At 60.8% G+C, this 16,238-nt stretch carries 23 protein-coding genes; 18 read left to right on the forward strand and 5 right to left on the reverse strand.

The features are described from left to right. The first annotated feature begins 98 nt into the window (after nucleotides 1–98). The 10 genes from G3O01_RS08845 (at nucleotide 99) to G3O01_RS08890 (ending at nucleotide 6,055) form a co-directional block, all read left to right on the forward strand. Nucleotides 99–383 carry a hypothetical protein gene (locus G3O01_RS08845; RefSeq protein ID WP_205804709.1) on the forward strand — a complete coding sequence of 95 codons (285 nt, stop codon included), beginning with the start codon at nucleotides 99–101 and terminating at the stop codon, nucleotides 381–383. Continuing rightward, nucleotides 380–664, forward strand: a complete 285-nt coding sequence (locus tag G3O01_RS08850; RefSeq protein ID WP_205804165.1) for a hypothetical protein — start codon at nucleotides 380–382, stop codon at nucleotides 662–664. Before G3O01_RS08845 ends, G3O01_RS08850 begins: the two co-directional genes overlap by 4 nt. 186 nt (nucleotides 665–850) lie before the next feature. Continuing rightward, entirely contained in the window at nucleotides 851–2,185 is a 1,335-nt protein-coding gene (locus G3O01_RS08855) for a phage protein NinX family protein (protein ID WP_205804166.1), read from the forward strand. A 551-nt stretch (nucleotides 2,186–2,736) separates the two neighbouring features. Next, nucleotides 2,737–2,919: a hypothetical protein gene (locus G3O01_RS45730; protein WP_205804694.1), complete on the forward strand. Its 183-nt coding sequence runs from the start codon at nucleotides 2,737–2,739 to the stop codon at nucleotides 2,917–2,919. Nucleotides 2,920–2,921: 2 nt separating this feature from the next. Next, complete coding sequence (locus tag G3O01_RS08865) at nucleotides 2,922–3,083, forward strand: hypothetical protein (RefSeq protein ID WP_205804167.1); 162 nt, start codon at nucleotides 2,922–2,924, stop codon at nucleotides 3,081–3,083. A 217-nt stretch (nucleotides 3,084–3,300) separates the two neighbouring features. Beyond that, complete coding sequence (locus tag G3O01_RS08870) at nucleotides 3,301–3,639, forward strand: hypothetical protein (protein WP_205804168.1); 339 nt, start codon at nucleotides 3,301–3,303, stop codon at nucleotides 3,637–3,639. A 31-nt stretch (nucleotides 3,640–3,670) separates the two neighbouring features. Continuing rightward, the gene (locus G3O01_RS08875) at nucleotides 3,671–4,042 is read left to right on the forward strand and encodes a hypothetical protein (RefSeq protein ID WP_205804169.1); all 372 of its coding nucleotides are present in this window, start codon (nucleotides 3,671–3,673) and stop codon (nucleotides 4,040–4,042) included. Nucleotides 4,043–4,500: 458 nt separating this feature from the next. Further along, complete coding sequence (locus G3O01_RS08880; protein WP_205804170.1) at nucleotides 4,501–4,950, forward strand: hypothetical protein; 450 nt, start codon at nucleotides 4,501–4,503, stop codon at nucleotides 4,948–4,950. A gap of 149 nt (nucleotides 4,951–5,099) precedes the next feature. Continuing rightward, nucleotides 5,100–5,582 carry a hypothetical protein gene (locus tag G3O01_RS08885; protein WP_205804171.1) on the forward strand — a complete coding sequence of 161 codons (483 nt, stop codon included), beginning with the start codon at nucleotides 5,100–5,102 and terminating at the stop codon, nucleotides 5,580–5,582. An 11-nt stretch (nucleotides 5,583–5,593) separates the two neighbouring features. Next, a complete protein-coding gene (locus G3O01_RS08890) occupies nucleotides 5,594–6,055 on the forward strand; it encodes a hypothetical protein (RefSeq protein WP_205804172.1) in 462 nt (153 codons plus the stop codon). On the opposite strand, the gene G3O01_RS08895 is transcribed toward G3O01_RS08890, so the two are convergent. The 5 genes from G3O01_RS08895 to G3O01_RS08915 all read right to left on the reverse strand — a co-directional run bounded on the left by G3O01_RS08895 (nucleotide 6,056) and on the right by G3O01_RS08915 (nucleotide 8,583). After that, nucleotides 6,056–6,901 carry a hypothetical protein gene (locus G3O01_RS08895; RefSeq protein WP_205804173.1) on the reverse strand — a complete coding sequence of 282 codons (846 nt, stop codon included), beginning with the start codon at nucleotides 6,899–6,901 and terminating at the stop codon, nucleotides 6,056–6,058. 327 nt (nucleotides 6,902–7,228) lie between these two features. Continuing rightward, nucleotides 7,229–7,483, reverse strand: a complete 255-nt coding sequence (locus tag G3O01_RS08900; protein WP_205804174.1) for a hypothetical protein — start codon at nucleotides 7,481–7,483, stop codon at nucleotides 7,229–7,231. 81 nt (nucleotides 7,484–7,564) lie between these two features. Beyond that, a complete protein-coding gene (locus G3O01_RS08905; protein ID WP_205804175.1) occupies nucleotides 7,565–7,747 on the reverse strand; it encodes a hypothetical protein in 183 nt (60 codons plus the stop codon). Then, a complete protein-coding gene (locus tag G3O01_RS08910; protein ID WP_205804176.1) occupies nucleotides 7,744–8,109 on the reverse strand; it encodes a hypothetical protein in 366 nt (121 codons plus the stop codon). Before G3O01_RS08910 ends, G3O01_RS08905 begins: the two co-directional genes overlap by 4 nt. A gap of 12 nt (nucleotides 8,110–8,121) precedes the next feature. After that, a complete protein-coding gene (locus tag G3O01_RS08915; RefSeq protein ID WP_205804177.1) occupies nucleotides 8,122–8,583 on the reverse strand; it encodes a hypothetical protein in 462 nt (153 codons plus the stop codon). On the opposite strand from G3O01_RS08915, the gene G3O01_RS08920 reads away from it, so the two are divergent. From G3O01_RS08920 to G3O01_RS08955, 8 genes are all read left to right on the forward strand, one after another. Then, on the forward strand, nucleotides 8,582–9,421 hold the full coding sequence (locus tag G3O01_RS08920; RefSeq protein ID WP_205804178.1) for a hypothetical protein: 840 nt from the start codon (nucleotides 8,582–8,584) through the stop codon (nucleotides 9,419–9,421). The two genes, G3O01_RS08915 and G3O01_RS08920, sit on opposite strands and share 2 nt — an antisense overlap. Then, nucleotides 9,405–10,097, forward strand: coding sequence for a DsbA family protein (locus G3O01_RS08925; protein ID WP_205804179.1), 693 nt, complete (start codon nucleotides 9,405–9,407; stop codon nucleotides 10,095–10,097). The genes G3O01_RS08920 and G3O01_RS08925 overlap by 17 nt, the downstream gene beginning before the upstream one ends. 284 nt (nucleotides 10,098–10,381) lie before the next feature. Continuing rightward, nucleotides 10,382–11,116 (forward strand): hypothetical protein, encoded by a 735-nt coding sequence (locus tag G3O01_RS08930; protein WP_205804180.1) that lies wholly within the window; start codon nucleotides 10,382–10,384, stop codon nucleotides 11,114–11,116. 234 nt (nucleotides 11,117–11,350) lie between these two features. Next, nucleotides 11,351–12,226: a hypothetical protein gene (locus G3O01_RS08935; protein WP_205804181.1), complete on the forward strand. Its 876-nt coding sequence runs from the start codon at nucleotides 11,351–11,353 to the stop codon at nucleotides 12,224–12,226. Nucleotides 12,227–12,446: 220 nt separating this feature from the next. Beyond that, nucleotides 12,447–12,836 carry a hypothetical protein gene (locus G3O01_RS08940; RefSeq protein WP_205804182.1) on the forward strand — a complete coding sequence of 130 codons (390 nt, stop codon included), beginning with the start codon at nucleotides 12,447–12,449 and terminating at the stop codon, nucleotides 12,834–12,836. 159 nt (nucleotides 12,837–12,995) lie between these two features. After that, nucleotides 12,996–13,988, forward strand: a complete 993-nt coding sequence (locus tag G3O01_RS08945) for a hypothetical protein (RefSeq protein ID WP_205804183.1) — start codon at nucleotides 12,996–12,998, stop codon at nucleotides 13,986–13,988. Between the two features lie 387 nt (nucleotides 13,989–14,375). Next, entirely contained in the window at nucleotides 14,376–14,702 is a 327-nt protein-coding gene (locus G3O01_RS08950) for a hypothetical protein (protein WP_205804184.1), read from the forward strand. A 159-nt stretch (nucleotides 14,703–14,861) separates the two neighbouring features. After that, entirely contained in the window at nucleotides 14,862–16,178 is a 1,317-nt protein-coding gene (locus tag G3O01_RS08955; RefSeq protein ID WP_205804185.1) for a class I SAM-dependent methyltransferase, read from the forward strand. Nucleotides 16,179–16,238: the final 60 nt, after the last annotated feature.

Raw genomic sequence — 16,238 nt, forward strand, 5'->3', positions numbered from 1 at the left:
GCGACTTTTACGGGACTTTGGGCATGGCGTAACCGTCATGCCGAGCGTCTCGCTCTCTCCTTGTCAATCACCCAATCGGGGTAACGAAGGAGAAATCCATGAACAGCAACACGCGCGAGGTCGCAGTCGAGACGCTGCGCATCGGTGATCAGGTTGATCTTCAATCGTGTCCGTTCCTCAAGGATCACGCCGCGGCGGAGTTCGAATTTGCCGTGGTCGAGTCGATCGAACGCGAGACCGTGGATTGCGTCAGTGTCGGATACGAAGGAATCGACGTCGTGGGCTATCCCGTAGGGACGTCGCTCAAAGTGTCTCAGCAGTCATTTGCGAAACGCAATGCGCCCGAGCCCACCGAAGCGTCGAAGAGCGGGGTGCACTCATGATCCCGGTCGAACTCGCGAACGACTACCAGCGATGCATTTTTCCATGGGTCTACGATCGGATCGAAGTGACGGGTTCCCGCTTCACCGGTCCAGCAAGGGGCACTCACCTCAGGGCAGATCTCGAGCGTCCGAGCGAGCCGGTGTCGTTTTGCCTGCTCGGCACCTTCCACTGTCAGTATCAGAGCGGTCCGAACCTGTCCGTGCTGTCACACGCGGCGGCAGAGATCGTCGGCAGCGGCGGGTTCTACGGCATGAAGAGTGGCCGGCGCGTTCGACCGTGACCGGGCGCCTGAAGTCGGAATCTGATCTGCGCGAGTAGGTCACCAACCCGAAACCAGCCCACCACCTCGCCACTCCCGGGAGGCTGGTGGGCCATCGACGGGACGTTGGGCATGCGATCGCGCATGCCGAGCGCCTCGCTCCCTCCTTTATCAATCACCCCATCGGGGTAGCGAAGGAGAAAATCAATGAACAGCAAGAATGACCAACCGCTCCAGCACGAAACAGCCATCTGCCAGCCGGGCGCCGATCAGACGCCTCATGCCGAAGGCAAGAGTCGTTACCTCGATGTCCCGTCGGACGAATGGCTTAAGGATGCCTTCGTCAACAGCCAGAATCGGGCGAAGCCGCAGCACGCAGTACGCGAGGTTCGGGGCAAGATGTTCGCGTGGGCCAACGACCAGGACGGGTACGTGTCCGTTGAAATCACGCGCGACGTATCGGATGATCGCTCAAACACCACGCCCCGTCTTGCTGGCGAGCGCGTGTTTGAGGTGCGCCTCCTCAACGGCCCGGCCCGTGGACAGTTCCCCACGTTTGCAGAGCGCCATCTGTTCGATTCAGTGCCGAAGAGCAGATTGCAGCACATGCAGCAAATTCGGCGATACGAAGAGGCCGCTCGGGCTGGCGGGAAACTGCCGGACAGCCGGATCGTAGTGACCCTTCCGGATGGCTACAACGGCCACACGATGCGGTTCTACGCCGATCCGATTGCAGTGAATGGCGACACCGTTAAGCTCGGGTGCGCGGAGCCTGGCAAGGAGTATCTGATTGCGTGGCGGTCGGCCGCGGAGGTGCGTGCTGCGGTCGCAGCGCTCGGCGCAACGATGAAAGCAAAGGAACGGCACGAGGACTGGCGCTCGACGCTCTCGGTGGGCGACGAGGTCTTCTGGACTGATCCGGATGACGGCGTCTGTTCTGGTCATCGCGTTATCGCCGAAATTCTGTCCGAGTCGGGCGTGATTGAAAGCGATGAGACGGTCGTCCGTCTGACTGCGAACGAGAGCGTGACCGAGGCATTTGCCGGCGAACTCTCACCTGTCAGCGCAGACGATCCCGCAACATCCCGTAACAACGACGACGTGGGGTCTCGAATGGTGCCGCCCGATTGCGCTGGTGAGACCACGACCATGAAAGTCAGGGATCTGCTGGGCGCGGCTTTGGACTGGGCGGTGATGAAGTGCGAGCACCCACGGAATGATTCAGTACCGTTCTTCAACCAGTTGCGCAACGAGTCTGTCGTCTACGAAGCGGGTATGAAGCAAACGCACACGGGACGCTTCCGGTTTTCGGAGCGCTGGGAGCAGGGTGGTCCGATCATCGGACGTGAGCGAATCAATATCCAGTTTTGCCGCGACCTTCGTGACAGAAATGGTTTGTACATCCACGCTGAAATGGGCACGCACTCGTACCATGGCTATTGGCGCGGAAGTCACGACCGTCCGCTCGTAGCAGCGATGCGCTGTTACGTCGCGAGCCGGTTGGGAGAGGAGGTCGAAATTCCCGTCGAGCTGCTTCTATAATCCCCTATCAACCTGAAAGCGCCCGTCAGCGCCTCGTATGAGGCGCAGGCGGGCTCTCTCCGCATGTCGCGGCCACTCGAGCCTGTTGTGTGCCTGCAAGCCGAGGGATCAGTTGTTTGTACGTTCCGTTCAGTGCTCACCGAGCATTGAACAGAGCGTTCTGCGTCTCCTTTTTCTCAAACGCCCGCAAACGGGCTTCACTTGGAGAGACGTCCATGAATCAGCAAGAAACCGCGCGGGCCAATATGCCGGAGACCGGTAAGAAGTCCGTCGAACAGCACGCCCGAATATTTGACACATATTTGGGCCAACTGTCTCTGCAAGCGCTGAATCAGGTTCACGCGAGCCACCTGGGTTGCTGGGAGGCACAGTCTCGCTATGGAATGAGCGGGCAGCTGGAGGCCCAAGAGCAAGCGTTCTCGACGACGCTGGACGTGATGGGTCGCATGCACCGAAGCGCTCTCGACAACATCGAACGCGTTGTTGCTCAGGTCGAAGCGGCGGCGCAGAACGGACATCCCCATGTCGTTCCTGTCGCAGCGGAGCAAAAGATCGCCGAGATCGCCGCACGAGTCCTTGGGGTGAATACGCTCGAAACCCGAAACTCTGACAGTCTCGACTTCCACGACACGGCAGTCTGGGCGATCAAGGAAGCATTGGAAGCTGCATATCTCGCCGGCGTTGCCGACGGGGAAAATCAGGCTGGAGCGCAATCTTCCAGCGAGGGGGGCTAATCGTGTCGAAAGAGAAGCGCGAAGCGAACAAACAGCGGGCCGAACTGCAAAATACGGTCCGGCGACTGGAGGCTCGCCTCCAGAGCGCATCGAACACGTTGGCCCGTGAGCGTTACGCAAAAGAACTCTCCGAGGCCAAGCGACAGCTGGTCCGTCTGAACTGATCCGAAACCCATCAACTCGTACCGTCTGCCCACCGTGCTCCCGAATTTCGGGAGCCGGTGGGCATTTTCTTTTTGGGGAGCAGCGATCGGAGAAATACTTTGCGGCGCGGCTGAATTTTGCTGATCCAGCGCCGATCAAGGATCCTGTCGCGCGCGACAAGCACGCACCAGTCAACCGACACACAACATCAGCAGGCTAAGGGAGTAGAGGATCAGGATGAAAATAGCCATCTCGCTCGGAGCACTGGCCTTGTGCCTCGCTGGAAGCGCCGCCGCGCAGGTACCGGCAAAGGCAGCACCAGCAGCTGACCCCAGCGATCGCGAGTGGAAGCTGAATCTTCTGGCGTTGCAGGTCGAAAACAGGACGCAGTCAGACTGTTACGGACACGGGCTGAGCGCTGACAACGTCAAGGTGTGCATCGACTTCCGCATGACGTACCATGCACGAAAGATCGCTGCCATTACCGGCTTGCGCCCGGCCGGCGTGAGCGCGGATTCTCTCTCCCAGGATCTCGTGTTGCGTGCACAGAAGATCGACGAAGCGCTGTCCCAGTAGCGATTCAATGAACCAAAGGACGAAAACGCCAATGAAGACGATGCTGGCAGTATCTGTGCTGACTACTTCGCTTCTAGCTTCGCATGTCGCCCATGCTGAGGGCAGGGGTCGCTATGTCATGCTCGAATCGGAGATGAGCATGGACCAGGCGATTTCCCGTTGGGCCGCCCAAAGCGGCCGGTCGGCAAAGTGGGAAGCCCGCGATTACGTCGATGTTGGCGATCCTGCCGCCCTCAACAGGACCGCCCGGTTGGCAGATGCCGCCGATATTGGCGACGCGACAGCGAGACTCCTCAAGCAAGCACCAGAGGAGGTGACGTTCTTTGCTTGCGTCTACTCGAAAGGCTCTGTCGCCGTGGTTGTCAGACAGAAAGGACAGCCTCCGTGCGAAGACCGTTCCTGACACGAGGACGAGAACCGCACAAACGTGGAAGAGAATAGTGGTTGTACTCGCTACCGGACTGGAGGCAACCGCGGTATTGGGGTTCGCTGTCTGACATGAACTGGCTATCCAGAGTGAAGAAGTAGGAAAGTTCGTTGTCCCGTTGATCGGCTTTCTGGTCGCGACAGCGGCGCTGTGGGTACCCAAAAATCTTTCCGCCCAAACGGGGGGGTTAGCGTTATAACCGTCGCATTGCTGGCGTGTTGGCGTCAGGTGCGCTAACGGCCCGGGAGAGACTGCTGCCAAAAGCCAAATAGCCCTTTCTTTTTTCGGGGCCGTGTGCAAGAATCGCCCCATCGTTTGCGCGCCATGTGTGTCGCACTTCGATTCAGGTTTCCAACCGCCGGTGTCCCGGCATTGACAACCCTTGTGGGCACAGCCCAAAGGGTTCGTGCTCCACAGTTGAATCGGAGCACGCCATGTCGTCTATCAAGCTGTCTTCTGCTGCCCTCGAAAACCGGGCTCTGGCTGATTACAACGCGTATCTCGGTGATACGGTGATCGCACACAGGGTGCTGGTCGAGACAGCGGGTACGGTTCACTATCGCACCCTCTCGAAAGAAGCAAAGGTTCGTGTCATGCCGACCGCGCGTGAGCGTGTTCTGAACTTCGCATGTCGCGATCTGATCTCGCCGGCGTGGTCGGTCGAACTCGTCGAACCTCACCCTGAAATCCCTGCCGCAGCAACGCTGAGTGTCCACGCGAAGTCTTATCACGCGGACGGTCACGTCCATCGCGGTGACGTCTTCGCACGCTCGAACGATCTGGTATCGCGCGGCGCGCTGTCCGTCTTTAACGCCACCTTCAACGCAGCGTTGCAGGCTGCAATGACGGTCATCGGCGGTGGACGTCGCCTTCGCCATCAATAAACCCGCAATCTGCGAACAGTCGGCCAAGGCCGTCTGTTCGCATCTCCTTCCGCTGAATTTTTGACTGAGCCCGCCGCGGCTCACTCAAGTGTTCGCGCGAGCCTTGACTGTTCTGCTTCTGTTACCCGTTTTACTCGAGGGAGGTCGCTATGGCGATCGGCTTTTTCGATGTGACGTCTCACGCTGGTGCGCAGCACGCCGCGCCGGTGCACCTGTCTGCCGCCCAGCTGACTGAGTGGGCCCTGTCTGACTACCGTCAGACCGTCGGCAAGACGGTCCAGGTTACGCGCCTGAAGATCTATTCTGGGGGCAGGGCCGAATACCGGCGGCTTTCCCAACCGGCGCTCGTTCGCGTGCTGGAAACGCGTCGCCCGAAGCTCGAGACGTTTGCTTGCCGGGATCTGGTCATTCCGGAGTACTCAGTCGAGCTCGTCGAGCCGCATCCAGAGGTGCCGCGCAACGCAAAGTTGGGCCTGCACCCCCGATCGTTCTGTGGTGACGGCAGGACCTACCCCGGCGACATGGGCCCGGAGGCCGCTATTGCGACTGGCGCTTTTGGTGCCGTCGCGCGCCGCCTGCGCCGTGCGCTCGGCATGGTGCCAGCCGCAGTGAGTGATCTTGTCTTGCACTGAAGGAATCGATCATGACGCTCATTTGCGACAGCCTCCATAAGGTGGACATTGACCGCGTCGCCGCGCGCATCTGCGCGACGCGCGAACACGCTGATTTCGAGGGTATGTGCATCCTCGCCTACGAGGTGCTTGCTGACCAGAACGGGCACCGTATGGTGCACCGCCTCGCCGTGCCTTTGCGGCTGCGCGTTGAGCGCGGCGATGAAAACCGCATGAGTCACTGGCGAGGTGACTGGCTGGTGAGCTATTGGCGTGTTTCGCTGACGGCACCCCACCCGAAGTTTCCCGGTTCTGCGACCCTGTATGTTCGGGCCTCAGAGTTTGCCAGCGACCGCAAGTGTCGCCGCGGTGCCGTTGCCTGCGTCGTTGCCGGCCCTGCCACACCCGTTGTCACGAAGAATCTTCGGGGCGTCGTCCATCGGATCGACTGCAGGACACTGATTGCAAGACGACCTGACGATGTCCCTGGCTGACTAACGCGCCAGGCCCGCGGCACCGGTAGCGCACAGTCTGCGGCGTTGCAGGAACCGTTTGATCCGTGCGAAGACGCCGCCACTGACCGGAAGATAGACGCCCTGCGATTCTAAAGTTGCTTGTTCTTCATGCCGCCGCCGCACGCGGACGCAGTCAGGGCAGGCCCTTTCGGGCGCATCGACGCGCAACGTTACCTTGTCGACCTCAGCTATCTGCAGGCTCACTACCTGCTCGACGTCGAGGTTATGCTTGTCCGCATGCCGTCGATACCACTGCGCAAAATGGACATGTCCGAATGCATTCTCGAGGCCATATTCGTCGATGTAGTCCTGGCACAGCGGCGGATTACGAAACACGACGTAATCCAGTTGACCTTCCGCGATCCGGAAGTAGGTGATCACGCGAATCGGATTGCGGCGAGCCTTTTCGCCAAAGGTGTTCCTGTCCCACTCTCGATAAGCAACGGGATCGCCGAGTGCGCGCGACGCGGCAGTGCGCAGGAAGATCGTCGACGCCTCGCCGCCGTCGATCTCATACTCCGCGAGCGTGAGCAATGCGCGGATATGGGGATGCCCATTGTCGCAACTCTCGTCGGTGCATGCCGCAGCAGCGACGTAAAAGCGCTCACGGTCCGGCCGAAAGAAAAGGTGATACGTGTGCAATCGGTCCCAATAGGGCAGAACAACCGCCGTACCATCTGTGACGATGCCGAGCAGTCCCGGCCCGGTCAAACCTAACAGACTTTGCGCTCGCGCCGATGCCTCCTCAGACACGCGCAAATCCCTGCGCACCTCGCCATGCTTTGCGATCAACGTTAACCGGGGGGCTTGTTCGAGTTGCGGCATAGGATCGTTTTTCTTCGGAAAAGCTTCGGATTGCAGATAACCAACACGTTCGCTTCAGTTCGGGATGTTCGCTATATCATAGTGGTGCCACCACCTCTCATGCCATATGCGATCAACTGAATCGTTTCCGGAAGTTCGCCACCTCGTGCAATACACCGGGCGCGGCGGCATTTGCGTTGCGAAGGGTCAAACTGTGCGAGTGAAGGCTTCCGCGCGCAAGGGATATTTCGTGATCGAGGCTGTCGGCCCCGACGGCGGGACGCGCGCGGTGGCAGTCAAGAAAAAGAATCTGAGCCCGTTGCAGCCTCAACTGTTCTAGCGCGTCGCTCACGGCTGGCTTCGGGTGTCTGCCCCTGCGGCATCGGCATCCCCCGCGCGCATGACATGAGTCAACAGGAGGGTTGCAGCTCCCGATCGGGTGGCATCAACTCCAATCCGCGTTCCGACCGTGTCGAAGGCCGCCCACTTCTTTCGCCATCCCGCCACGATTCCAATGTCCGCATCGGCGGCGTTTCGCACGACATAGTTGCCGGCTCGAATTCTTAACAGGCTGTAATGGGTGCCTTCGACAAACGGTTGCATCTGAAATCCACACGGCGACTGCGAAGAAGTGAAGGGGGATGTGTGCGGCGCCTGTTCCGCGCCACACGTCAGGCGCTTTTTTCAATAGCGACGTCGACCGGGGCGTGACCGCGTGATGACCCAGACGACGGCGATGATGCCTGCGCCGATTGCGAGAACCATGGGCAGCCCCATGCCCTTGAACAGCACCCGCTCTGCGTTGTATACGACGCCCCTTACGACCGCGCCGGCGATCTGGTCGCCGAGATGGAAATGGTGGCTCAACTGTTTCTCCCTGGTTTTCTCAGTTGTAGAGTGAGGTCCGCGCCGAACCCTCGCACGAGGGGGAAGCGCGCTCCGATCATTTCTGCTACCCACGCCTGCACGTGTTCTCTGTACTCCGCGCCTAGCGCGCCGCCTGTTGCGGCATCTGTATGCTGACTAACGCCGTCCTCAGCCGATCGCGAGAGGAGGGCGACACTGCGGGTGTCGATCTGCTGCATTGCTTCGTGCGAGCACAGGTATTCGTCCACCGCCTCCGCTTCAGGGTGGCTTGCCTGTCGGAGCGTGTGCGTCACGGCCCGCGCCACGCGGTCGAAAGTCACGCCGGGCAGCAGGGACGTGGAAATCAGAGTCGATACGTTCATGATGAAAGTCGTCTAGGTGCTGGTGTTCTGCTGTTCCGCCGCTGGATCGGCGTTCTCACACGGCGCGCACGCGTCAAAGTTAAAACGGGCGAGCGGATCCTGCTGCGTTGGGCCGTTGCGGATGGCGTAATGCACATCGCGCATATAGGTCTCGGTGATCGTAAATTCGTCACCTACAACCAGTTGTTGCGACGCCGCGTAGTCGTGAAGCGAATCGAACCCTTCAGACTCGCTCTGTGCGAGGTACCCGGTGAAAATCAGGGGCGCCGCGTTCGGTGCGGGTGCAACGAGCGAATTGGCCGCCATCCCGCGAAGCAACCGGTTTTCCTCGATCGTCTCAACGAACGCGCGATAGAGATCAGGAAACGCCCCCAGAAGCGTGTCTTTGAGATCGTCCAGCGCTGCCGCCTGGCTGCGCTGATTTCCGACGCACCCTTCGTACTGATTTTTCAGGCTCAAAAGCTTTTCGAGCATGTTTCTCCCTTATGACCGGTGGCACTGGCCTTATGCCGAAAGCCACTTCAGCGTCAGCATGCACCTGCATTCCGGGAATGCAAGGCAGGCGGCGGCTGCGCGCGCCGGGATTCTGAAAGTCTACTGGTTCAAGCGTGGGCCTTGCTGCCGGAAAAACGCTTATTTTCTGCCGCTTTTCGCGCAACACACGAACGTCGAAATCAGTAAAGTCACTTTCATGAGCACACCGATCCCAACCCAAACGACAGCGGCACGCACACCGTCGGCGAACCCGGCGCTCAGTCGCAAGCCGCTTCCGATCCGTATGTTCCGCTGGCTGTTCGCGCGGGTCGCGCTGACGATATTCCGCGTGTCGGTGCACTGCCCGGCGGAAGTCGGCGCGATGCTGAAGGAGGGCGGGGTGCTGGTCACGGGACATCACGTAAGCAAGATCGACGCGCCGCTCATTTCACTCACGTCCCCGGTGCCGCTCGCGTTTGCGTCGGACACCGACTACTCGCGGCGCTCGGAAGCCGCCCGCCGCGGCATGGCCTTTCTTGTTGCTATCGGCTGCGGCGACGTCTTCGATCTCGATGCGACCGCCCCCTTCGCCATCCGTCGGGTCGTCAAGGATCTGCGCGCCGGCGTGAATGTGATGATTTTTCCGGAAGGGCAGATCACGCTCGGCTCGCCGATGCCCGACATGCCGGGGTTGGACTGGATCATTGAGCGCGCGGGCCCGCGGCGAGTTCATGTCACGCTAAGCGGGGCAGAGCAGTCACGGCTCTTCGCAAAACGCGGTACGAAATGGCTGCCGCGAATCAGACTGGAATACAAGGTATATGAAGCTGCTCGGTAAATATTCACTCGTCAAATTGAGCATCGCGGCTGTGCTGGCTACCTGCGGGGCGATGTGGGTCGTGTCCCGCGTTTCGCTCGCCAATGACCACTACGGCCCGTCACCTGAGGGTTATGCAATCATCCAGTCTGCAAAGGACAGCGCGCCGACGGTAAGCGGCGGTGCCGTCGAGGTCCTGGATCTTTATTTTAGTGCCTGCCCGCACTGCAAAAGCTTTGACCCGAAACTGCAGGCGTGGATCGAGATGGAAGGCAGCCGGATTCATGTGCGCCGCATCCCTGTGGCGAACGGCGACGTATTGACCCGCCACGCCGCGCTGTTCTATTCGCTCGACAGGATGGGACAGGCGGACCGGCTCCGCACTGCCATTTACGATGCGCTGGCCGACGACTCGCACGCGCTGGACACCGATCAGAAGATCGCTGACTGGGTGACGAAGCGGGGCGTCGACGCATCCGAGTTTGGGCGGCTCTACCGCTCGCCCGACGTTGCTGCAGTGATTCAGGCTGGCCGTGATGAGCTCGCCCACACGAACGTCAACACCGTCCCTGCCATTGTGATCGGCGGGAAGTGGGTTGTGAGCCCGACCACCGCTGGCGACGAAGCAAAGGCGCTGGATGTGATGAGCGGCCGCATCGACGCAGCGCTTGGGTCAGCCGCTAAAAACCCAACATGACTGACGGCGACGGTTGTCACGAACCCTGCCTACCGCTAGAATCAGGTCGCGCCGTTAGATCGGCAATAGATCCGCGCCATTGGCAAGATGGCGACAGACAACCTTCAGACTCCACGTCTCAACCTCCGCAAGGGCATTTCGCTCAGCGTCGCTGACCCAAGTGCCCCCTCCCGGTGCCTGCTCCTTTCTCACCGCCGACAAGTCGGCATCAAGGAGCGTTCATGAATAGCACAGCTGCACTTCTCCCGCACGCGTCGTCGAATCAGGCATCGCCAAATCTGGCCATGTTCGCCTCGCCGGACAACTGCCACGAAAAGGCTTTGCCCACCCGCGAAGAACTGGGGCGTCAGATCGTGGAAACCGTCCGTCGCCTGGATACCCTGATGAAATCGGCGATCGTACTGCCTGCTGATCACGAATGGTGGGCAGGTCCGAACCGGCTGAATTTCGGCGATGGGCCAGTCCAGGCAACCGAGTACGGCGTAAGCCTCTTCATCCGCAAGCGCTTTGCAAACCATGCGGCGGCAACCGCGGGCGTTGGTGATCCGGATCAGGTCGCCGTCGAAATCCGCGTCATGCTGCCACGCGCGCAGTACGCCACGAAAAAAGGGGTGCAGACGTACCGGGCACACGATGATGCGCAATACTCGGCAATTCTGTGGGTTCAGTCGGGGCCCCAGTGGGCCGGCAAGTCGACCGACCACATGGATCAGTCGACTTCGTTCCCGAAAGGCGCCACACCCGAAGCGTTCGTGATCGCCGTAGCCTCCGCAGTGAACGCAGCGCTGTATCGCGCCGTGCCGCAGCGGATGCCTCCCGCAACACCGCGCATGACGGCCGACCAGTACGCCGCTGAAGTGGCGCGCCTCGAAACCGCGATCGCCGCTGAAGACGCCGGGAAGAAAGACCCGACGAAGACACTCGCGCAAAAGGTCGAGCACAACCGTGCGCGAAACCTGTTGCAAGAGGACCTTCGGCAGCTGAAGCTCCGATACTTTACCGTCGTCGAGAACCCGTAACCACGATCCACGCAGCGTACGTCCCTCACGGATGTACGCTGCGCGCGGTCTTTCCGCACGTCCGGCACCGGACGCTTCGATGAGGCGGACGCCTCATCCGAGCGGCAGCTGCGCTCACTGCTTCTCATTCGCCTCAACAGGCAAAAAGGAGCAACCATGAACAGCAAGAGCAATGAGGCGGCCGCAGCGACGCCAGCCCAACGGCTCGTCGGGAATTTTCAGGTGGCGATGCGTGTGGCGCTGCCTGAAGTCGTGAGTGTCTGGCTGAGCATCTGCGATCCGCAATGCGTGCAGCTCGAGCAACTGTGGTCCGAGCGATATCGACGCGCCGGCCTCGCGACAGCTGCGCTCAGGCTCCTGCTCGCCTGCGCAGACGCAGAGCAGGTCAGCATCAGGCTCGTCGCACATCGTCTCCTCTACGGCATCGACGACCCTGCGCTCAGCGAGCCCGATATTGCCGAGCGTCATACGTTGAACGGCTATGCGCTGAGCAACGAAGATCTGGCCGCGTGGTACACCCGTCACGGGTTCTCGCGTTGCAACGAAGCGGGGGGGGATGACGCCATCCTCTATCGCGCGCCGGCGCATACGGACCCGAGCGACGGCATCTCTCGTGAAGTGAGCGAGATATTGCTGGCCGATCTGAAGTCGGGTGCCGTGGAAGCCGATGCATTCCGGTACGAGATGTTCGCCCGACGCATCGTCGCCGCCGAACACGGCCGGCCCGACGCAGTCGAATGGGCGATGGCATGGTTTCGTTCGCGCTTCGTCGATCAGGCTGCAGGAAATGCCGAGGCTGCACTGAGGGCCGCACAGCACGAGGCTGCCCGGGCACACGCGAGGGCGGAACTGCGAGCTGGCCGGGCGGGGAACCCCAACTATCAGGCATGGCTCGACACGGTTCAGGATCCGACGACGATCAAGAACAACGTCGAATACATGGCCTGGATCAGCCGTCTCAGCGCCGCGTTCGACAAAGCCTACCCACGGCGGAAATTTCCCGACGACCAGCAACGGGACCGATTGTGGAAGGCGTTTCTGAAAGCGGAGCGTGACGCAAATCTGTGCGATCGCGTCAAAGCTGCGGAAGCACTGCAAGCAGCGGCGTAATCCTTTTGGCAACTCCGGTCCCCACCACGAGGTGGCGGACCGGGCACTTGCCGCGCCTTTTTGCCGCCCAGAGATCGAACCCAGCGTCAATCGACTGAAAAAAGCCCAGCGCACTCGCGCGATGGCGCGCTCCGCTAACTCGTCACACACAGCTAGCGAAGCTCGCTCTCAGGCGCAGCTCCTCTCTTTTCAACGCCTCACAGGCAAGAGGAGTATTCCCATGAACCAGGCAATTCCTGCGCACGACCATCGCGCCGTTGTCGAAGCTCAATCGTCGCCTCCCGCGCACGACCCGATCTTCTACGTTACGGTCCGCTTCAGTGAAGAGGTCCACGCGAACGGCTTCACCTCCCGGCTCGACAAGTATGTGTGTGCCGCTGATGCAGACGAGGCGAGGCGCGTTGGAATCGCGTACTTCGAGAACAAGGGATGCAAGGTCACGACGGCCGAAGCCCGGCTGAGCGGGATACAGGACACGAACCGGCTCAATGCCGACAACATCGTGAACATCCCGCGCGAAGTCCTTTTCGCGCAGTATGAACGACGCCAGACGCCGCTACGGTACCGCATCGAGCCCGTCTACATCGATCCCCGCCGCAAGGCACATTAACCACGCAAAGCGAACCCTGCGCGCCGCCGATCCCAGGCGGCGCGCAGAGGTGGACGACCCAGCAATCCTGCAGTGAAGGCGGCTTTTCGCTGTCTTCACTCTAGCGTTGCCCTCCGTCTTTCTTAACGCCTTCCCAGGCAAAACACGGAGCGAACCAACATGAACCAGCAAACGGCAGCAGCACCCTCCGAGGTGCACGAATTCCTCTTCGACGTGAAACTCGACGCCTCGATACGGCTTCGGGCACCTAGCGAAGCGGCGGCCCGCGAGGCATTGCGCGAGTGTCTCAACTGCGGTGACGCCAATCTCGGCGAAATCCTCGGTCAGACGATCGTCTGCGAAGTTAGCCTCAACGGCGAAGCTGAACTCGCGGAAGTGGACGACGTCCCGACAGACAGGAGTGGGCCGATCCGAACCGGCATTACACAAACGCAACATGGCCCCCACGTGCGCGCGCTGCTCGCAAGAATTCTGGTCAAGAGCAACCGTGCGTCGGAGGACGGAATCGTCAGAAGGCTGTCGTCCGTGAATCGGCACGCCGACGCCGCAAAGGAGAACTTCGCCGCGCAGATGGAAGGCGTCGGTGCCGTGCAGGATGATGCCGTCTTCAACCCCGACTACCTGTCAAAGCGCGTTGGCGACGTACAGGACGAACTGGTCGAAGCCCTCAACGCCGACGCGGCAGACGCCAGTCCGACGGCGGCGCGATCGCCAGCGCGTTCCGACGTCGTCTCGGTGGTCGTTGTCGCGATCGATGCATTCGGGATTGTCGAGTATCGCGCGACGGGTGTTCTCACACCGATGGGCGACGTCTTCGTCTACTACCCGCTACGGGCTGAGGGCGAAGCCAACGACGTCGAACGCAAGCCAGGGGATGAAGGGCAGATCGACTTCACCTATGTGATCCTTCCTGATGGGCGTGAAGTCGGCTTTGATACGGAGGATCTGAAGGAAGCGGCGGAGTTCACACCCGACATGACTGCGGAACCGATCGCAGGCGCTGTCGCGCGCGTGCGGGAACTCGACGTGATGTTGCATGAAGGCGCCCGGTATCAGTGGAACGATGCCTTCCAGGCCTACGTCGCTATCGACGGGGTTCCGCGCGCGCTGATGGCCGGGGAAATCGCGCCACTGGAAACTACCAGCAAGTAACGACAAACGCCGTCTTTCCGCGAAGCGGAAGGCGGCGTCTTGTCTACGCTGACGGCGCCGCATACAATAAGGCCTGCCGTTCAAACGGCAATATGCGTGTCGCCTCACCCTGGCCGTCTGCGCCAATCACTTCTCTGCCGTGCACTTCGGTGAGCCTGATTTCACCAAAGTCCACCATCTGACTTTCCCTCTTGTAGCGCCCATTCGGGCATGAGGGACTCACCATCAAACCGTAATTCCTTCGACTGCAAGCTTGTCGAGCCGATTCATCGTGTGACGGGACGTGACCTTCCAGCGTACCGGCAACACCCGCAACCATTAACTTTTCCCATTGGGGCAACCGACCCCGAAGGGCTCTGGTTTGCCCCTCGCAAACTGGAGCAAGCAATGCTGAAAATCGCACCCGCAGCAATCGTCGCCGCAGTCCTCGCTGTCTCCGCGGTGCAGGCCGCAAGCGCGCAGTCGTTCGCGCCTGCCGTGTCCCAGTCCGCGCCGAGCGTGCGCGGAACTGTCGTGCGTCTGCGCCTCGCAACGCCGGCGACGACGTCGCCCGCAGTCGAGGCCGCTCGCGAGATGGCTGAAAGCGTCGAAGTAGCGGTGAAGCTGTCCAACGGCGACCTCTACTTCGCCTACGTCGATCAGGCTCACCAGCCGGCAGTTGGCGACACCGTGAAGCTGGCTGTCGCTGGCAACCACGTCCGGATCGTCGACTGACATCAACAGCAACACTGAACCGGGATCCCGAAAGGGCGCCCGGTTCCTTCACACCTCGCACCCGTCACCGAACGTGACCTTCGTGGACCTCACGGTCCCCAAAGCTCATGTCCGAGCGCTCCTTTGTCAACCGCCGGTTACCGGCACAAAGGAGAACCCATGAACGAAAACAACGCACGCCCCCCATTCGACGATTTCCATACGCCGGCTGAATGGCGCCTGAGCGACGACGATGTCCGCGAGGCATTTCTCGCGGCGACACCGTCCATCACCACAAACGCCCCAGGCTACTGGTTGCGACTCCCCTGCAACACCGCGCGGCTCATCGAAGAGGTTTCAGGACTGGATGTTGATCTGATGCGCCAGCACTCGATGCATGCGTTCGTCCGCTTGCCGCAGACGGCAGCAATCAGTCGCGTGCTCGATGCCCGCAGCATTTACGGGTCGACGGACGGTCCTCGCCAGCATTTCCTCGAACTGACGGAGGAGGGCCGCCTCTTTTTCCGCTATCAGACGATCCTCGGCCAGTGGCAGTGTCATGCGCAAGTGCCAGCAGATCTGACCGCCGCGCTCGTGGAAAGCGTTGCCGCCCAACTTCCCTCGCTGGTGTTACCGGCGCTCGCGAAGAAAGGCGTAAAAACGTCCACGCGCTCGTTGCACGAAGAGCTGTCAATGCTAAGCGCGGATGAGGGTCGCATCTATTTGCCCACAACGATGCTGCAGCACTATGCGTCGATCAAAAGGAAGATCGAGAACGCGGGTGGCACGTATGAGTCCGGCGGCTTCAATTTCAGCGTGGGAATCGACGCAGCTGATGTGCTCGACCGACTGCAGGGTGGCGAGAACATCAACTTGCAGCAATCGACGCAATTTTTCGCCACGCCTGAGGCGCTTGCCCGGAAAGTCGTGGCGGCCGGTATTGATGCGCTGGCAACCCGGAGGGTCCTGTTACCCGCGCCGCGGCCTCTGGAAGGCGTGGTCGTACTCGAACCCGAAGCGGGCGATGGTGCGCTCGCGCGGGTCGCTCGCGACCTTGGGGCCACGGTAGTCTGCGTGGAGGATTTTTCGGTAAACGCGGCCATCCTGCGTGACGCCGGCTTCGAAGTTCACGAGCGGGATTTCCTCACCGTCTCGCCGCAGGAACTGGGAACGTTCTCGCTCATTCTGGCCAATCCGCCGTTTCGTCGTAATGCGGATATCCAACATGTCGAAAAGATGCTGAAGTTTCTCGCGCCGGGCGGCGTCCTCTCCGTGCTGATGTCCCGTGCATGGCTGGATAGCAATCGCCGCTTGCACGTCGATTTCCGGGAGCGGTTGAAGGCTTACGCTGTCACGCAGACGGATGTGCCGGCAGGGGCCTTCAGGTCGTCAGGAACAGAAGTCGCTACCGTTCACCTTCTCATCCAAAGCGCCGCGCATCAGGCTCACGTGCCTCAGGCTGTATCGCAAGGAGAACTGGAACTCGAAGCGGCGTAGTGCTGAGAGGTGGCGTCGGGGTCCAATGCTCCGGACACGCTCGCCCAAGGAAATGATGGT

This window comes from Burkholderia sp. Ac-20365, assembly GCF_017104715.1.
Classification (GTDB): Bacteria; Pseudomonadota; Gammaproteobacteria; order Burkholderiales; family Burkholderiaceae; genus Paraburkholderia.

Excerpts from the sequence above, each read along its gene's own strand:
- G3O01_RS08845 (WP_205804709.1), top strand. The coding sequence starts at position 99 with ATGAACAGCAACACGCGCGAGGTCGCAGTCGAGACGCTGCGCATCGGT.
- G3O01_RS08850 (WP_205804165.1), top strand. The coding sequence starts at position 380 with ATGATCCCGGTCGAACTCGCGAACGACTACCAGCGATGCATTTTTCCA.
- G3O01_RS08855 (WP_205804166.1), top strand. The coding sequence starts at position 851 with ATGAACAGCAAGAATGACCAACCGCTCCAGCACGAAACAGCCATCTGC.
- G3O01_RS08870 (WP_205804168.1), top strand. The coding sequence starts at position 3,301 with ATGAAAATAGCCATCTCGCTCGGAGCACTGGCCTTGTGCCTCGCTGGA.
- G3O01_RS08875 (WP_205804169.1), top strand. The coding sequence starts at position 3,671 with ATGAAGACGATGCTGGCAGTATCTGTGCTGACTACTTCGCTTCTAGCT.
- G3O01_RS08880 (WP_205804170.1), top strand. The coding sequence starts at position 4,501 with ATGTCGTCTATCAAGCTGTCTTCTGCTGCCCTCGAAAACCGGGCTCTG.
- G3O01_RS08885 (WP_205804171.1), top strand. The coding sequence starts at position 5,100 with ATGGCGATCGGCTTTTTCGATGTGACGTCTCACGCTGGTGCGCAGCAC.
- G3O01_RS08890 (WP_205804172.1), top strand. The coding sequence starts at position 5,594 with ATGACGCTCATTTGCGACAGCCTCCATAAGGTGGACATTGACCGCGTC.
- G3O01_RS08895 (WP_205804173.1), bottom strand. The coding sequence starts at position 6,901 with ATGCCGCAACTCGAACAAGCCCCCCGGTTAACGTTGATCGCAAAGCAT.
- G3O01_RS08900 (WP_205804174.1), bottom strand. The coding sequence starts at position 7,483 with ATGCAACCGTTTGTCGAAGGCACCCATTACAGCCTGTTAAGAATTCGA.
- G3O01_RS08910 (WP_205804176.1), bottom strand. The coding sequence starts at position 8,109 with ATGAACGTATCGACTCTGATTTCCACGTCCCTGCTGCCCGGCGTGACT.
- G3O01_RS08920 (WP_205804178.1), top strand. The coding sequence starts at position 8,582 with ATGTTTCTCCCTTATGACCGGTGGCACTGGCCTTATGCCGAAAGCCAC.
- G3O01_RS08915 (WP_205804177.1), bottom strand. The coding sequence starts at position 8,583 with ATGCTCGAAAAGCTTTTGAGCCTGAAAAATCAGTACGAAGGGTGCGTC.
- G3O01_RS08925 (WP_205804179.1), top strand. The coding sequence starts at position 9,405 with ATGAAGCTGCTCGGTAAATATTCACTCGTCAAATTGAGCATCGCGGCT.
- G3O01_RS08930 (WP_205804180.1), top strand. The coding sequence starts at position 10,382 with ATGTTCGCCTCGCCGGACAACTGCCACGAAAAGGCTTTGCCCACCCGC.
- G3O01_RS08940 (WP_205804182.1), top strand. The coding sequence starts at position 12,447 with ATGAACCAGGCAATTCCTGCGCACGACCATCGCGCCGTTGTCGAAGCT.
- G3O01_RS08945 (WP_205804183.1), top strand. The coding sequence starts at position 12,996 with ATGAACCAGCAAACGGCAGCAGCACCCTCCGAGGTGCACGAATTCCTC.
- G3O01_RS08950 (WP_205804184.1), top strand. The coding sequence starts at position 14,376 with ATGCTGAAAATCGCACCCGCAGCAATCGTCGCCGCAGTCCTCGCTGTC.
- G3O01_RS08955 (WP_205804185.1), top strand. The coding sequence starts at position 14,862 with ATGAACGAAAACAACGCACGCCCCCCATTCGACGATTTCCATACGCCG.